Origin of the sequence: Mesobacillus maritimus (assembly GCF_019749255.1) — a bacterium.
GTDB lineage: Bacteria > Bacillota > Bacilli > Bacillales > Cytobacillaceae > Mesobacillus_B > Mesobacillus_B maritimus_A.
On sequence record NZ_JACWFH010000009.1, the window covers coordinates 209,199 to 224,304 of the forward strand.

Consider the following 15,106-nt stretch of genomic DNA (forward strand, 5'->3'; position numbering starts at 1 on the left):
AGAGCAAAATAAAAAACCGACTTCCAAAATGACGGAAATCGGTTTTTTACCTTTAGAGATTAAAGTGGAGTTTCGCCCTTTACTCCATTAATAGAATAACTTGCTGTGATATTTGCGCTTAGGGAGTGTGAAACAGAGCAATATTTATCCTTTGACAATTGGATCGCTCGAATCACTTTATCCTCCGGTAATTCACCTTCTAAACTATAGTGAATATGTATATCGGTAAAGCGTTTTGGGTGGTCATCTGCGCGGTCTCCATGCACTTCCATTTTAAATGAAGATGGTTCTAATCTCATTTTTGTGAGGATGGAGATAATATCGATTCCTGTGCAACCGGCTACTGCATTTAGTAGCAACTCCGTTGGTCTTGGACCTGTATTTTCGCCACCAATCTCTTGAGCAGCATCCATTTTGATCTGATGTCCTGAAGCTGTTTCGCTTGAAAAAGCCATTTTATCGTTCCAATTAATGGTTAAATCCATTGTAATTCCAACTCCTTTCAATTCTCTACTTACTTGCTAGACTTAATCCCCCTATTAACTAGGAAATAAGTCAGAGGAAAGGTATCTTTCACCAGTATCTGGAGCTATAGATAGGACTCTTGCTGTTGCTGGTAATTGCTTAGCAATTTCTACAGCAAAGTGAGCAGAAGCAGCACCTGACGCTCCAACGAAGATTCCCTCTTCAGCCGCTAAACGGCGAGCCATTGTCTGTGCATCTTCATCTTTGATATGTAAAATTTCATCGTATACTTCGTGGTTTAAAATTTTCGGGATAAAGCCCGGGCCAGTACCTGGAATTTTATGCGGTCCTGGTTGACCTCCAGACAAAACAGGAGAACCAGCTGGCTCAACCACGTAAATTTTAAGATTAGGGATATGCTTTTTTAATTCCTCTCCAACTCCTGTAACGGTTCCGCCAGTACCAGCGGTTAGAACGAGGGCATCTAATTTCCCTTCAAACGCTTCTAAAATCTCAACAGCTGTTGTTTCACGATGTGCATCTGCATTGGCATTATTTTCAAACTGCATCGGAATAAAGCTATTTGGTAGGTCTTCAGCTAAACGGTTTGCTTGGTCAATTGCTCCTTGCATCCGTAAATCCGCGGGCGTTAAATGCACTTCCGCTCCATAGGCCTTCAATATTTTCACTCGTTCGGCCGTTGCATTTGCTGGCATTGTGATGATGCAGCGGTAACCTTTAACGGCACAAACCATCGCAATCCCAATTCCTGTATTCCCCGAAGTGGGCTCAATTACGGTGCTTTTTCCAGGAATAAGCTTTCCTTCTGCTTCAGCTGTTTCAATCATATTGATTGAAGCACGGTCTTTCACACTTCCCCCTGGATTAAAAGACTCGAGCTTTACATATACTTCCCCACCAGTTGGTTCGGGGATCTTATTCATTTTTACGATTGGAGTTTTCCCAATTAAATCTAAAATGGAGCTATATAATTTCATCTTTTTCCAACCTTTCAATCTTTATATAGGGTAAAATCCCCCATAATAGCGCCGATTACTCAGAACGCCAATGAATCCTTTTTATTTAGTTTTTCATAATAGGTCCTATTTTTCAAAGAAAATGACCCATCACCTCAGTAGAGTGGGTCTCTTAGACAAACCACTTAATATAAACACCGACCGCAATAAATGAAAAAAGGATAACCACAACATAAATTAGGGTTAAGTTTGTCGTATTCCGCTTTGTTGCATTACGATAATCTTCGTCACCTTTTCCAGCTAAAAATAGTGTTCCTACGATGGCAATAAGGAGTATAACAAGGACAATTATGATGGATAAACTCATGCTCTCCCCTCCAAACCCATGATTGTAACAGGGGGTACCCCCTAGTAATCTGTTTCTTTTTTTGTTTGACCAATAAATTTTAAAAGTCTTAGCGGCAATGCCATATGTTCTTCATTCACATTAATTAACATTGCTTCTTCTTCAAGCTGGTCCTTTTCCTTAAAAATATTGATATCTCTGTTGATCCGCTCCATCTTAACATCCAATTCAGCAGCCGTTGTTGCTGCTTCTTTCAATTCATTCAGCAGGCTTTGTGGAACTTCTTTATTATATTTATAAAAAATTTTATGCTCGAGGCTGGCCCAGAAATCCATCGCAATGGTCCGAATTTGGATTTCAACAGGAATGAGTTGTTCTCCATCCGACATGAACACAGGGATTTCGAGGATAAGATGAAGACTCCGGTACCCGTTTGGCTTTGGGTTTTTAATGTAGTCCTTACTATCCAATAGTTTAATATCTTTTTGCGTTTGAAGCATCTCACTAATTTTATAAATGTCCGAAACAAAAGAACAGGTAACCCTAATCCCGGCAATATCCTTTATATTTTCCTGAATCGAATCCAATGAAAGATCGAGATTTTTTCGCTGAACTTTTTTTAAAATGCTTTCAGGTGACTTTACCCGTGATTTGACATGCTCAATCGGATTATAGTCATGAATATAATTAAATTCGTCCTTAAGGATATTAATTTTCGTATTCATTTCATCTAAAGCAAATTTATAGGCCATCATAAATCGAGTTAATTCAATTTTCAAAGCCTTCATGTCAGTTAGACTTACGTTTCTCTTCAAGTAATACATCTTCTTTCTCTGTTTGGATAGTTTCTTCTAGGTGATGCTTTGACCTTGTTTTTTGACGATAAACTCTTCTGATTCCAAGGAAAAGAGTAATACAAAGGAACAAAATCATCCCTATCTCATATTCATTCAAATTAATGGACAGAATTCCTGCAGGGATAAGGGCAAGGACGATAAAAAAAAGGAAGTTCCCTAACATCGTCCCGAATAAAAAATGTTTAAAACGGATTGCGGTTACCCCTGCTAAGATATTGATTAGACTCGTTGGGACAAACGGAAAAATCCGCGCATGAAACACATAGGCAAATCCACGTTTCTCAATATTCGTTAGGTTTTCTGAACGAAAGCGGTTTAGTAACCGGTCCTTAAAGAGGTATCTTACGGAAATAAAAACCAATACAGCAGCAATGATACTAGTCAGCCAACTCCACAAAAATCCATAAACAATCCCAAATAGAGTGATGTTAATGGTAATGACTAAGATAAGGGGGATAATGGTAAAACTGTTTTGAATCACCATAATGATGCCCATAATCACGTACGCCTTTAGTAGATTATCTGCGAAGTGGGACCTGATCGTATCCATGTCCCCTTCAAGAATCAAATGAAATAAGTCCCGGTTAAAAATAAATAAAAAGAAAAAGGTTACCAACAGCGTAATCGCAAATAGAAATTTTAATTTTACCTTGTTGTCCTTATTAAAGGTTAGTTTGCCCCATTTATTATTCATAATCACCCTATTCTCCATCTTAAAATGATGTCTCTCCCATAATGATGCCTTTAACATAGAGTTTCCTGAAACTTTAAGATGAGTAGAAATTATTAGAGGAAGTTAGTAGTTGCGTTTAGAAAATGGCATAGTGGCAATACTCAAAAACTCAAATAGATCATAATAATTATCTCATTAAACAAAGTTGGAGGGCAAGGAAATTCACCTGATCAGCAAGACCAAAAAGGAAGGACATTCAGTTGCCCTTCCTCTACGAATTCTGATATATAATAGTGGCTAAAAGTTATTTTTATACCACTTTTCAGCAGCATCCACTTCCCCAAAAGTTAATTGGTGCCCATGGTTCTCCCAATGCAATTGCACTGACGCATTCGCCTTTTCTAATAATGACTTTAACTCTTCAGATTCCTGTGCAGGGCAAATCGGATCGTTAGTTCCTGCCCCAATAAAGACCGGCTTCCCACATAGATCTGGCAATTGAATGCCGCGGCGAGGGACCATCGGATGGTGTAAAATAGCTCCACGTAAAGCATCCTGGTAGTGGAACATAAGACTTCCAGCTATATTCGCCCCGTTCGAGTAGCCTATTGCAACAATGTTTTGCCTGTCGAACTTGTATTCTACTGCTGCTTGGTCAAGAAACTCATTTAGTTCATTGGTACGGAAAACTAAATCTTCCTCATCGAATACCCCTTCAGCTAAGCGTCTAAAGAACCTCGGCATACCGTTCTCAAGAACATTGCCTCGCACGCTTAGTACAGCTGCGTTTTCATCAATTCTTCCTGCAAGTGGCAGTAGGTCCTGTTCATTCCCACCAGTCCCGTGTAGCAATAATAATGTGGGTCTTGACGGGTCATTTGGTTTCTGAAAAAGATGTTTCATGCTCAATTCCTCCCAACCTCCATTAGAGGTTTTTTATTTTGGTCGTGTGATTGTAAAAGTTTCACCAATCTTTGCATAGTCATTACCTGCTAATCGGCTGACCGCAGCTAGGCCAGTAGGGTCGATTTTCCCTTGTTCATAAATTGCTTCATCGATATGGAACTGAACGATTCTACCGATAATTAAGTCAGTCGTGCCAGCTACTTCTATAGCCTGCTCTAAGACGCATTCCATTCTGATCTTTGATTCCATGACTCCGGGCACGGAGATTTCTGTACTTGGTACAGGTGACAGCTTGGCCAAGTCAATCTCACTTTGCTCAGGCGGGAGACTTGCTGCTGTTTCATTGATTTTATCCACATTATCTTCATCTACAATATGAATGACGAATTCTTTCGTTTCAAGGATATTTCGTGCCGTATCTTTTTGCTTGCCACCTGAACGCTGAATCGACATTGAAACCATCGGAGGATTCGCAGAAACGATATTAAAATAACTGAAGGGTGCACCATTTAACACCCCTGCCTGCGACAAGGTCGTTACAAAGGCAATCGGTCTCGGAATAATACTTCCAATCAACAGTTTATAATTTTCTCTCTCGGTATTACTTGAAGGGTCAATCGTCAGCAAGGGAATACCCTCCTTCTAGTTTTTCCTTATATTCTCTCATTTCAGTTGGAAATAGTATATCAATTAGCCTTATTAAAATGCCTCTAAATGAACAGACTATTTTCACCTACGCGAAAAAGCCAAGGGTTAATGATAACAGCCTTGACTTAGAAATTAGTATTCACTTTTTTTCATCAATCTGTATGTATCTTTTTACTAACTAAGTAATTCATCGCTTGTTTTACAGTGTTAAAGGTTATTGCATTAACATGAATCCCTTGATTTACCATCATTTTAACTAAACTTACGGAGAAACCAGTATAAATCACTTCAGCACCCAATAACCTCAGTGCACTTGCAAGAGAATTGATTTCATTTAATACAAATCCCTCATCTACCTCTGTCATCCCAGTAAAATCAATCAGTACATACTCTGCACTCTTTTCTGATGCCATTTGCAAGGTCTTATCCCTCATTTTCCCTATGCGATGCTCTGTTAAAACCCCAGTTATTGGGATTAAGAGAACATGGTCCAAATGCATTTCGATGATTGGGGTATACATACCCTCCATGATTGCCTGAGTCTCTTCATATTCTGTAACGTCCTTCCAGGTCAAAACATATCCAATTCTTTTCCCATAACGCTCCATCGGACTGATCACAATATTGGCGCGGAACGTATTAAAAAGATTTATTTTCGTGCTATAAGGAAACGGGCCATCTTGCATAATCCCAATTTGCTTCTTCGCCTCATTGTGATGAAATTCACTAATGTTACGACCATATAGGTCTTCTTTCCTACCGACCTCAATATAAGGCCCTATTTTCTTTATTAGTTCATCAGCATAGTTATTCGCCCATACAATGTCAAAATTTGTATCTACTACAAATATATTTTCTCCTATTGCATTCAAGCTCTGAATAGTTTCATTGGAATCAAAGAAGTTCATCTCTATTGCCTCTCCCTTTTAAAAACGATATTCTATTTTCCATTCTCTATTAGCCAAGATGCCATTTATCCTAATTATACAGTTTATAGTCATTTATTTTAAGAAACTTTTTACCTATTTGCAATTATATAAATATTTACGCCCTTACAAGAATAAAAAAACACCCACGATGTTGTGGATGCCTCTCATCATTCTATTATCGAATTGTTTTTAGTGCGGTGCTCCAAGTAACAACCTCTTCAAGCATGCTAGTAACGTTATCAAGGTGTAATTCCTGTGGTTTGAACTCTGACATATTCTCAAAGTCTGTAAACAATGACAAGGTTGGATGTGTGCGAACATCGGCAACTTTAATTTCTGCGAGAATTCCACGTAAGTGTTCCGCAGCGCGTGCTCCACCAGTTGATCCGTAACTAACAATTCCAGCTGCTTTGTTGTACCATGCTTCACGAGCAAAATCGATTGCATTTTTCAAGGCCCCTGTAATACTGTGGTTGTATTCTTGAACAACAAAAACAAAACCATCTAGACTTGCAAGTTTTTCATTCCAAGCCGCGATACCAGGTTCAGTACCATCCGTAGTTCCTAAAAATGGAAGTTGATAGTCAGCGATGTCTACGATTTCAAACTCTGCATCTGTACGCTGATCTGCAATTCCTTTTACCCATTCCCCAACTTGTGGGCTAACACGCCCTTGACGAGTACTCCCTAAAATAATTCCTATTTTTAACATACCATATTCCCCCTATATCTTTGATTAAAAATATTTTAAATCGAGATATTTAGCTAAATGTTTGACTTTATTCAACATACGTACTAACCGGTACATATGTATCTTCAAAGAATAAAAAATCTCGAATTCAAAGTAATTGTAACCGACAAACATCCTCCCTGTCAAAGAAGAAGATTGTGAGCTTAACAAAAGGTGGATGTATCTATTAAATGGAATAAAAAACGCAGAATTTTCATTATTGTAATTCATCAGAAAGGTTCTAAAATCAGCGTGCCCCTGCTCTTCAAAAAGCAACGAAGCTTGATAAAAGGGCTTAAAAAAAAGAAAGGTTCCTGTTTTATCAGTGAACCTTTCTTTACTTAAAATTTCTTTCAAACACTAAACCGCGGCACTATCCCATTTCTTTTCATCCTGAACAAAAAGGATGCCTAGTTGGTGATGGTCACCTTCATATAACGCACGCTGTACGAAGCGGATTTGACCCTTTGTATCAAGAACCTCAAGCTTACAGTGGGCTGCATTGCGTTGAATCGCTTCATAAAAGCTTTTTTCGTCCTTCACTTGAATGCCGTTCACTTTTGTTACGAGCTCCCCAACCTGCAGATCCATTTTTGCTGCAGGCGACCCCGGAATAACCCCAAGAATCATTACCCCTTGATTCTGTTTAGAGAAATAAAAAGGTCGGTTTTCATCCCGAACTCTCTGAACCAGATAAATCAATTCTCTACCAACCATGGCAAGTGCAACTGCCGCAATGGAGGCAACTGGGAACCAATATCCTACAACAGCAACAGCCAAAACGAGAACTCCTAGTCCTAGTACCCGTCCTCCATGCATACGAATGGCTTCCTTTGGTAACTTTCCTTGAATCTGTTGCTGGATTCCCACCGCAAAAGGCACAAGCATCAGAGAATACAACTGATTCCCCATTTCAAAAACTGGCCACCAAGAAAACGGCGGTTCTAACACTTCACCTGGAATCAATAGAAAAACGGGAAGCATCCATAGTCGTTTAACCTCATGAACACCAACGGTTTGTCCACGACGACTCTTGGTAAGTTTTGGCGATGATCCTTTTACACCATTCGTTCGAATTAAGATTCCCTCACCAATCACAAGGAGAGCTAAGAGAATCGCAACAGATGGGTAAATTTGATCCTCGATAGACTCAAAGTACTTTCCGATTACTGGTATTCCCCAATCTTGTCCCGCGGTAAAAATAAGAACAAAAAACGCGCTCCCCACCGCGTAAACTGGAGATAACAGTCTCGCTCTGACAGGTATGCTTAGTAATAGCGTCATAACGCCGATGACGATAACTAACGCAAATGGAATAACCAGTCCCGATACAATCGTGATGACAGAAAGAACTAACCCAATGATTAGTCCAGTGGGCAGTAACTGCCGCAATTCAAAAAAGGCATCCTCTGCTCGAGTATGAAAGTTCTGCCGCTCACGTTTTACTCGAGACACTCCTAAATACGCTGCAATAAAAAAGAAATAATAGAACAAAGGGTGAAGCAATAACTTCCCTGTTCCTTTTAGCAACTCCATTAACCAAACGAACGTCACCCAATGTCACCAGCCTTTATTGTAAAAATATTATGTTCATTGTTATAGTCAGTTAACTCTATTTTATCAAAACTTCCGGTTAAAACATATTACTAGTTTTGGAAAATCCTATAGTTGTGACCTTTGGAGTAGATTAAGATTGTTGAAACTTTACATATATTCTACCTTGTTGCGAAAGTCGGGGGTTTTATAGCATAAATTTGATGAAAACGTAGCGTTGCGTAAAAGAAACTAGGTAATTCGTAAACTTTTCACCATCCGACTGGGCCTCCTAGGTAGATTTTCAGGACTCCAATTACACAAAAAAACAAACCAGTCCATCTTTGGACTGGTCACAATCATTTAAAAGCGGTGCTTTTTCCTACGAGCATAATGCTATTGCACTAAAAGCTTTATTGCTGTTCGCAGCTGGGCGTCGTTCTCTTCTTTTTTCATTTCTTCACGAGCTGCTTCTTCGAGTGCCGTGGCGGTTTTAGCATCGATCACGCCAGTTACGTCCATATCCTTTTTACGCTGGAAGGCTTTTACGGCCATTTTCGTTTTCTCATTAAAATAGCCATCTGTTCGTCCCGGGACATAGCCGATCCCTTCCAAAATTTCCTGCGCATTTCTCACTTGCTCGTTATTCATATCGAGTTTTAATGGCTGCTCAATTTGGATTGGATGCGTGTGATAGATCATTGGTTGCTCAACCGGCACAGTTGGCTCAATCCCATTTTGATGAATCCAATTTCCATCTGGGGTTAACCATTTAAATAAAGTCAGCTTAATATTACTGCCATCCCCCATTGGCACTGCCTGCTGAACTGTGCCTTTGCCAAAGGTTTTCTCCCCAACCACAGGATAGTCGCCAGCCTCTTTTAATGCGCCAGCCAATATCTCGGATGCAGATGCACTGCCCTTATCGGTTAGGACGACAATTGGATAACTCTTCTTTTTCTTTAGTGATGAGAAGTATCGAGTTTTCTCTCCATCTCGTTCCTCAATTTGATAAAGTGGCTTTTCATCAGGAACCAATTCTTTCAATATTTCTTGTACACTTGATAGAAAACCACCTGGGTTTCCACGCACATCAATAATAAGCCCTTCCATTTTTTGTTTCTCAAGCTTTTCTAGCTCGTCGTGAAACTCTTTTGCTGTATCTTCAGAAAAAGAAGTGATTTCCAAATACCCGATATTTTCACCCGTTTGCTGTTTCATGTCAGCATGGACGGTTATTTGTGGAATTTCATCTCTTTTCACTTTAATGCTTAAAGGTTCTTTCAATCCTTGACGTTGAATTTCAAGTTGGACGGTAGTCCCTTTTTCCCCTCTAATCTTCATTGTTGCTTCATATAGATCCAGTCCTTCAACGCTCTCTCCGTCCACTTTGAGGATTTGGTCATTTGGTTTTAATCCAGCTTTTTCTGCTGGAGAATCCTTAAATGGAGAGACAATCACAATTTTATTCTCAACCATGCTCACCTCAGCACCGATTCCCTCAAATGAGGATTCTAACGTTTCATTGAACTGTCTAGCTGTTTCAGCATTCATATAAACCGAATAAGGATCCTCGAGGGTGGTGAGCATTCCCTGGATTGCCCCTTCTATCAACTTTTCCTGCTCTACTTTTTCAACATAGCTACTTAAAATTAGACTGTAAGCCTGCTCCACTTTTTCAAGACCTTCGGTACTAATCGCTTGTGGCTGTTCTCCATCCGAGCTTTCTAATCCTATTCCAATATTATGTTCAGTCGCCCCTACCCATTGAATTCCGGCATACGTTCCTCCTGCACCTATCAGCAAGGACCCTGTCATTAATAGCGCGATCCACTTTCGTTTCATTTTCGTCCCCCTCGCCTCTTTGCCCTAACTTTTTCTATTGGACTTGCTTCCCATTATATGATGACATAGGACGAGTTATGAAGCATTAATTATGGACAAGTTGACTGGGTATTCTATTCCCCTGCTTTAAAGCCCTTCTAGCTAATAGGTGGAATCGGTGTATTTCGCAAGTATTATCCCTTAAATGTGCATACTAAGGAAAACTACAGGAGGAATGGATATGGCGAGAAGAAATCGACGACCACTTATTCCAGAGGCTCGAGAGGCATTAAACAAATTAAAAGTAGATGTAATGAAAAAGAAAGGTTATCAGGTAAATCAGGATCAACCAGATGATGTGAAATACGAGGTAGCAAATGAAGTCAACGTCCCCCTCCAGCACGGTTACAATGGCAAACTCACCTCTGAAGAAGCTGGGAAGGTCGGTGGCCAAATCGGCGGGAACATGGTAAAGGAATTAGTCCGAATGGCACAAGAGCAAATGAAAAAAAAGCCTTAAGAAAAGGGTGCATGCAAATGTGCCCTTTTCTTAAGATTTTTTTCCAAACTTTGGTGCTTTTGAAGATACTTAACTCTACATTTTTTGTTTATGGCTTTTAATCATGAAAAATGAATTTGTAATAGATTTAACCCCCTATACTTATCTGTTCATACGCTAATGAATTCGCTACTTGATATCGGCAACACTCTTCACGAACAGCACTTTTCATCAACAGAATATTTACTAAATTCCCCTCCCACTAAGCATCCTTGTCCAAGCAAATACATATAAAAATTCATATACATATATAGTAACTTCTATCCGTTTTTTAGGGATGGTGAAGTTTACAATACCTGTAGAAGTTAATTAAAGTCGGTTAAGCACGAATGGTGTTTTTATTAGAGGGCATGGTATCTCCTTAAAATATCAGTCATTTAAATTCCGATGGGAGGTGAGAATGATGGAATTGTTACTAGAATTCCTCAATCAAAATTATTATATGATGGTGCCAGCTCTATGGGTAATCGGTTACGGTTTAAAACATACACCAAAGATTCCAGATTGGACAATCCTCTGGATTTTATTAGTAATCTCTATTAGCTTTGGAAGCATTGCTTTTGGTTTTTCTACAGAAGGAATAATAAACGGAGTCATAGCAGCGGGTGTTGCCGTACTGGGACATCAAATGCTTAAACAAACCGTTCGATCTAGAAGAAAAAACAAATTAAAAGTTGAGAAGAAAATAGAGAAAGATGGGAAGAATCCAAAAGTATATAAAGAAAAATTAACCATTGAAAAAGAGGAAGACGACCACCCTTGTTAAGTACAACCCTGGTGAAACGTTGCGGTCTTGAGATAGCATAAACAAGTTTATCCACAGTACTTTAGGGAAAGAGAAAAAGGAGAGACATACGTCTCTCCTTACATGTTATTAAGGTAAATAAGATAAAGGGTTAACAGCGTTTGACTTCGACCCATTCCATTTACCTTTATGAAGTTCAAAATGCAAGTGTTGGCCAAAGGATTGTCCAGTATTACCCATTGTACCGATTCGTTGGCCTTTTTTTACGACAGCCCCACTACCAACTGATCGGCTGCTCATATGAGCGTATACGGTCGTATAGACTTGTCCATTAATACTATGTGAGACAAAGATGGCATTCCCATAGCTTGAAGAGTAATAAGAACGAATAACGACACCATCTGCAGCGGCAACAATCGGAACATTTGGACCTCCTTTCGCTATATCAACTCCATGATGATTTGATCTTGATCCACGGAAACCAGATGAAACCACCCCAGAAGCTGGCCATGTAAAGGAGCCACTAGAAACAGCTGGCAGGGATGCTGCTTGAACTGTGTTAGAGCCTCCGCCATTGCTTTTTTGCGTAGAGGCACTACTAGTACTAGCAGAAGCTGCTGCGGCAGCTGCAGCCTCTGCTGCTCTTTGTTTTTCAAGTTCAGCCTGGCGTGATTGTTCGAGATTAATCGCTCTTTGAATCGCGGCAGCTTGAGACGCCAAGACAGCATTTTCCTCTTCGGCAGCAATCATCTCTGCATGCATTTGTTCTTCTTCATGCTGAAGAGATTGCATTAACTTTGCTTTTTCTTCGCGCTGACTGTCAAGGGTTGCTTTTAACGTTTCAAGTTCTGCCTTCATTTTCTTTAAGTCCGCAAGCTTTTGTTCAACTTCTTTTTGCTTTGTTTCATAATCTGTTTTATCCTTTTGGTGCTGATCGAGGATATCCTTATCCGCTTGTACCAGTGTTGCAACCGCACCTACGCGGTCAATAAAATCACTAAAGCTTTGAGCTCCGAAAAGAACATCTAAATAACTGATGTTCCCGCCACTTTCCTGATAGGAAGCTGCGCGTTCTTTTAACAACTCATTTCTTTTTTCAATCCGCTCGATTATGATGGCAATTTCTGCTTTTAAATCCTTTATTTCTTTCTGAGTTTGTTCAATTTGAGCATTCTTCTCTTCCAGCTTCGTTGTTGCATCTTCAACTGCAAGATCTAGTCTTTTAATCTCAGCATCAACAGAAGCCTTTTCGCTTTTAATTTCATTTATCTTTGATTCTTTTTCTTTTATCTCTGAGTTTAAGCTTGAACGCTCTTTATTAATTTCTTCTTGGTTTTGTTTTAGTTTAGATATGTCTTCTGCACTTGCTCGATTCACCATCACCGGGCTGAGCAGAGAGCTCAAACTTAATGTACTAACGATTGCTAGTGAGAGTAATTGCTTTTTCACTTTTGTTGTACCCCTCTCATCTCTCTATATTTTACCTTCTCTTCTCTCTATGATTCTAGTGTTATGTAAAAGTAGAAAGGGCACACCCCTTCTACTAATATTTACACCTTTAAAAATTTCCGAACAGACATCAAACTTCCCCATATTCCAATCGCTGCTCCCATCAAAATTAAGATGGCCGATAATTGATAAACAAATGGGTTAAATTCAAGTAGTTTAATAAAATTATTATCTGCCAGTTTCGACTGTACTAAGTCAAACAAATAATAATAAGCTGCCGATACTGCTGCGATAGGAATAATTGCACCGAGTATCCCTAGCCATAGACCTTCTAAAAAGAACGGCCAGCGAATAAAGGAATTCGTTGCTCCTACAAGTCTCATAATTTCAATTTCCCGTCTTCGAGCCATAATTGTAATCTTAATGGTGTTGGAGATGAGGAACATGGCCGTAAATAACAAACCAATGATTAAGATCAATCCAACATTACGACTTATATCAATGAATTTAAATAGTGACTCAACTGTTCCTTGTCCATATTTAACACTGGAAACATAATTTAACTGTTCAATCTCTTTTGCCGCCTTCATAGTATCGGCTGGATTCTTCGTCTTTACGATGAACACATCTTTTAAAGGGTTTTCCTGTTCAACAAGCTTAAATGCTTCTCCTTCATCTCCAAAGCTGTCAATTAAACTATTAAGCTCTTCTTCCTTTGGAGAGTATTGGATACTACCGATTGCTGACATTCCTTTAATTTCTTGTTCTAATGAATCTTTATCCTGCTGGTTGGCTGCAACATCAATATGGACACGAATTTCAACATCCTCTTCAATTGACGTAGCCACGCTATTCAAATTCATCATAATGACGAAAAAGACACCGACTAATAATAAGGTCACCGTCACAGAGCTGATAGACGCCAGCGTCATCCAGCTGTTTCGGACTAGACTCTTAAAGCTTTCTTTAACATGGCGGCGGAATGTTCTAGCCTTCATATCCGTACTCACCCTTCTGTTGGTCACGTGTAATCTTGCCGCTTTCTACTGCAATAACACGATGCTTAATCCCATTAACAATGTCTTTATTATGGGTTGCCATGACAATGGTTGTCCCTCGTAAATTAATTTCTTCAAAGATTTTCATGATGCCCCAAGATGTTTCCGGATCGAGGTTCCCGGTTGGCTCATCGGCGATGACCACTTTAGGAGAATTGACAATCGACCTTGCAATGGAGACACGTTGCTGTTCTCCACCAGATAATTCAGTTGGTAACATCCTTGCTTTGTGCTTTAACCCTACAAGGTCAAGCGTTTCTAAAACTCGTTTCCTAATTGCACTAGGTTGTTCTTCAATCACTTCCATAGCAAAAGCGACATTATCATAAACTGACACAGAGTTTAGTAGCTTGAAATCTTGGAAAACAACGCCAATATTGCGTCGGAATATTGGTACTTGTCTATTTTTCAAAGTAGAAAGATTGATTCCATTTACAGTAATCGTTCCGGTTGTGGCGCGTTCTTCACGATACATCATTTTAATAAATGTAGATTTACCTGCACCACTTGGTCCAACTACATAAACAAACTCACCTGCACCAATATGCACGTTAATCCCGTTTGCAGCTGTAACTCCATTTGGGTACTTTTTATATACATCCTTCATTTCTATCATTATTCAAATCACCTTTGATAGTATTTTCCCTACTGGCTAGCATTCGACATATTTTGTAACAGACCTATTATATCATTTAGACCTCTTAATGAAACCCATAAAAATATTACAGTTTCTTTTCAAACACTTTCTTTATTGCCAAATACGGCAAAATGTGGTTTAAAATACTAGAATATGTAAGGTGTACAGAGGTTGAAAGTGAGGAAACTGTAAGAGGCATGGTTTTAATCACGTTAAACTGATAATTCAATATATTTCAATCTGATTACAAACTTTTTCTTCGTAAAGTATAGATAGTAATCACTATCTTTCAAGAAACCACAAAAACTTTGTCGGACCATATTTTCCATTTGTAGACATATTCTTTGAGAATTCTACTGTTTCCTTCATTAAATAACTCTAATTCGCTTCAATCTTGACGTAAATAAAAAACCTGTGAGAGTTTCTCACAGGTCTTTCAGATTACTTTTTAGCAGCTAGCCATTCAGCAACCGCTGATGCTTCTTCACCTTCAAGTAATTTCGGCGGCATTGATCCCTGCCCGTTTGCAATAATGTTTTCAATTTCTTCTTGAGAATATTTTGAACCAATTGCAGCTAACTCTGGACCAGCACCACCTTGAAGGTTCCCGCCATGACAGCCTGAACAAGTTTGGGCGTATAAAGTTTCTCCACTTGCGCTAGCTGTATCACCGTCGCCGCCGCCTTCATCCTCGCCGCCACCACAAGCAGCAAGCGCGAGAGATGCTCCCATTAGTAATGAAAATAATAACTTCTTTTTCACAAAAAGTA

The 15,106-nt window shown here is 39.3% G+C and carries 17 protein-coding genes; 2 read left to right on the forward strand and 15 right to left on the reverse strand.

Annotated elements, in window-relative coordinates:
• Positions 1–59 precede the first annotated feature (59 nt).
• The 11 genes from H0185_RS09665 to H0185_RS09715 all read right to left on the reverse strand — a co-directional run bounded on the left by H0185_RS09665 (position 60) and on the right by H0185_RS09715 (position 9,909).
• Positions 60–485 (reverse strand): OsmC family protein, encoded by a 426-nt coding sequence (locus H0185_RS09665; RefSeq protein ID WP_221873285.1) that lies wholly within the window; start codon positions 483–485, stop codon positions 60–62.
• Between the two features lie 54 nt (positions 486–539).
• Positions 540–1,463 (reverse strand): cysteine synthase A, encoded by a 924-nt coding sequence (gene cysK, locus H0185_RS09670; protein WP_221873286.1) that lies wholly within the window; start codon positions 1,461–1,463, stop codon positions 540–542.
• A 151-nt stretch (positions 1,464–1,614) separates the two neighbouring features.
• Complete coding sequence (locus H0185_RS09675; protein ID WP_221873287.1) at positions 1,615–1,809, reverse strand: hypothetical protein; 195 nt, start codon at positions 1,807–1,809, stop codon at positions 1,615–1,617.
• 41 nt (positions 1,810–1,850) lie between these two features.
• Positions 1,851–2,576 (reverse strand): GTP pyrophosphokinase, encoded by a 726-nt coding sequence (locus H0185_RS09680; RefSeq protein ID WP_246629124.1) that lies wholly within the window; start codon positions 2,574–2,576, stop codon positions 1,851–1,853.
• Between the two features lies 1 nt (position 2,577).
• A complete protein-coding gene (locus H0185_RS09685; RefSeq protein WP_221873289.1) occupies positions 2,578–3,339 on the reverse strand; it encodes a TVP38/TMEM64 family protein in 762 nt (253 codons plus the stop codon).
• Positions 3,340–3,615: 276 nt separating this feature from the next.
• Positions 3,616–4,221: an alpha/beta hydrolase gene (locus tag H0185_RS09690; protein ID WP_221873290.1), complete on the reverse strand. Its 606-nt coding sequence runs from the start codon at positions 4,219–4,221 to the stop codon at positions 3,616–3,618.
• A gap of 33 nt (positions 4,222–4,254) precedes the next feature.
• On the reverse strand, positions 4,255–4,851 hold the full coding sequence (locus H0185_RS09695; RefSeq protein WP_221873291.1) for a flavin reductase family protein: 597 nt from the start codon (positions 4,849–4,851) through the stop codon (positions 4,255–4,257).
• A 173-nt stretch (positions 4,852–5,024) separates the two neighbouring features.
• Positions 5,025–5,780, reverse strand: coding sequence for a hypothetical protein (locus H0185_RS09700; RefSeq protein WP_221873292.1), 756 nt, complete (start codon positions 5,778–5,780; stop codon positions 5,025–5,027).
• A gap of 196 nt (positions 5,781–5,976) precedes the next feature.
• On the reverse strand, positions 5,977–6,513 hold the full coding sequence (locus H0185_RS09705; RefSeq protein WP_221873293.1) for an NADPH-dependent FMN reductase: 537 nt from the start codon (positions 6,511–6,513) through the stop codon (positions 5,977–5,979).
• 378 nt (positions 6,514–6,891) lie between these two features.
• The gene (locus H0185_RS09710) at positions 6,892–8,067 is read right to left on the reverse strand and encodes a PDZ domain-containing protein (RefSeq protein WP_246629125.1); all 1,176 of its coding nucleotides are present in this window, start codon (positions 8,065–8,067) and stop codon (positions 6,892–6,894) included.
• A gap of 393 nt (positions 8,068–8,460) precedes the next feature.
• Positions 8,461–9,909, reverse strand: a complete 1,449-nt coding sequence (locus H0185_RS09715; RefSeq protein WP_221873295.1) for a S41 family peptidase — start codon at positions 9,907–9,909, stop codon at positions 8,461–8,463.
• Between the two features lie 220 nt (positions 9,910–10,129).
• Here H0185_RS09715 and H0185_RS09720 point away from each other — a divergent pair, with 220 nt between their 5' ends.
• Positions 10,130–10,408: an alpha/beta-type small acid-soluble spore protein gene (locus H0185_RS09720; protein WP_221873296.1), complete on the forward strand. Its 279-nt coding sequence runs from the start codon at positions 10,130–10,132 to the stop codon at positions 10,406–10,408.
• A 439-nt stretch (positions 10,409–10,847) separates the two neighbouring features.
• Positions 10,848–11,213 carry a phage holin family protein gene (locus tag H0185_RS09725; RefSeq protein ID WP_246629111.1) on the forward strand — a complete coding sequence of 122 codons (366 nt, stop codon included), beginning with the start codon at positions 10,848–10,850 and terminating at the stop codon, positions 11,211–11,213.
• Between the two features lie 108 nt (positions 11,214–11,321).
• Here H0185_RS09725 and H0185_RS09730 read toward each other — a convergent pair whose 3' ends face one another.
• From H0185_RS09730 to cccB, 4 genes are all read right to left on the reverse strand, one after another.
• A complete protein-coding gene (locus tag H0185_RS09730) occupies positions 11,322–12,641 on the reverse strand; it encodes a murein hydrolase activator EnvC family protein (protein ID WP_221873297.1) in 1,320 nt (439 codons plus the stop codon).
• Positions 12,642–12,742: 101 nt separating this feature from the next.
• Positions 12,743–13,639 (reverse strand): permease-like cell division protein FtsX, encoded by an 897-nt coding sequence (ftsX, locus tag H0185_RS09735; RefSeq protein WP_221873298.1) that lies wholly within the window; start codon positions 13,637–13,639, stop codon positions 12,743–12,745.
• Positions 13,629–14,315, reverse strand: coding sequence for a cell division ATP-binding protein FtsE (gene ftsE, locus H0185_RS09740; protein WP_221873299.1), 687 nt, complete (start codon positions 14,313–14,315; stop codon positions 13,629–13,631). The genes ftsX and ftsE overlap by 11 nt, the downstream gene beginning before the upstream one ends.
• 462 nt (positions 14,316–14,777) lie before the next feature.
• Positions 14,778–15,098 carry a cytochrome c551 gene (cccB, locus tag H0185_RS09745; protein ID WP_343223118.1) on the reverse strand — a complete coding sequence of 107 codons (321 nt, stop codon included), beginning with the start codon at positions 15,096–15,098 and terminating at the stop codon, positions 14,778–14,780.
• Between the last annotated feature and the right edge of the window lie 8 nt (positions 15,099–15,106).

Excerpts from the sequence above, each read along its gene's own strand:
- H0185_RS09665 (WP_221873285.1), bottom strand. The coding sequence starts at position 485 with ATGGATTTAACCATTAATTGGAACGATAAAATGGCTTTTTCAAGCGAA.
- cysK (WP_221873286.1), bottom strand. The coding sequence starts at position 1,463 with ATGAAATTATATAGCTCCATTTTAGATTTAATTGGGAAAACTCCAATC.
- H0185_RS09675 (WP_221873287.1), bottom strand. The coding sequence starts at position 1,809 with ATGAGTTTATCCATCATAATTGTCCTTGTTATACTCCTTATTGCCATC.
- H0185_RS09680 (WP_246629124.1), bottom strand. The coding sequence starts at position 2,576 with ATGAAGGCTTTGAAAATTGAATTAACTCGATTTATGATGGCCTATAAA.
- H0185_RS09685 (WP_221873289.1), bottom strand. The coding sequence starts at position 3,339 with ATGAATAATAAATGGGGCAAACTAACCTTTAATAAGGACAACAAGGTA.
- H0185_RS09690 (WP_221873290.1), bottom strand. The coding sequence starts at position 4,221 with ATGAAACATCTTTTTCAGAAACCAAATGACCCGTCAAGACCCACATTA.
- H0185_RS09700 (WP_221873292.1), bottom strand. The coding sequence starts at position 5,780 with ATGAACTTCTTTGATTCCAATGAAACTATTCAGAGCTTGAATGCAATA.
- H0185_RS09705 (WP_221873293.1), bottom strand. The coding sequence starts at position 6,513 with ATGTTAAAAATAGGAATTATTTTAGGGAGTACTCGTCAAGGGCGTGTT.
- H0185_RS09710 (WP_246629125.1), bottom strand. The coding sequence starts at position 8,067 with ATGGAGTTGCTAAAAGGAACAGGGAAGTTATTGCTTCACCCTTTGTTC.
- H0185_RS09715 (WP_221873295.1), bottom strand. The coding sequence starts at position 9,909 with ATGAAACGAAAGTGGATCGCGCTATTAATGACAGGGTCCTTGCTGATA.
- H0185_RS09720 (WP_221873296.1), top strand. The coding sequence starts at position 10,130 with ATGGCGAGAAGAAATCGACGACCACTTATTCCAGAGGCTCGAGAGGCA.
- H0185_RS09725 (WP_246629111.1), top strand. The coding sequence starts at position 10,848 with ATGATGGAATTGTTACTAGAATTCCTCAATCAAAATTATTATATGATG.
- ftsX (WP_221873298.1), bottom strand. The coding sequence starts at position 13,639 with ATGAAGGCTAGAACATTCCGCCGCCATGTTAAAGAAAGCTTTAAGAGT.
- ftsE (WP_221873299.1), bottom strand. The coding sequence starts at position 14,315 with ATGATAGAAATGAAGGATGTATATAAAAAGTACCCAAATGGAGTTACA.